Genomic DNA, 202 nt, shown 5'->3' with positions numbered 1-202 from the left:
GCGCCGATGGTACTTGGACCGCAGGGTCCTGGGAGAGTAGGACGTTGCCAAGCGTTTCCCCACTGGGGATTTTTTTTCGGCCATTTCAGTATTAGTTGCTAAACAAATAACTGGAAACGGCGAAAAAGATGGCTTTAAAGTTGAATATTATACTTTGATATTTATTGCTGTAATATTCAAATGTGTTTGGAATTTTTATTAA

Origin of the sequence: Paenibacillus dauci (genome assembly GCF_000971985.1) — a bacterium.
Lineage (GTDB): Bacteria > Bacillota > Bacilli > Paenibacillales > Paenibacillaceae > Saccharibacillus > Saccharibacillus dauci.
The sequence above is the reverse complement of the archived record's forward strand: the minus strand, read 5'-3'. Positions refer to the sequence as shown.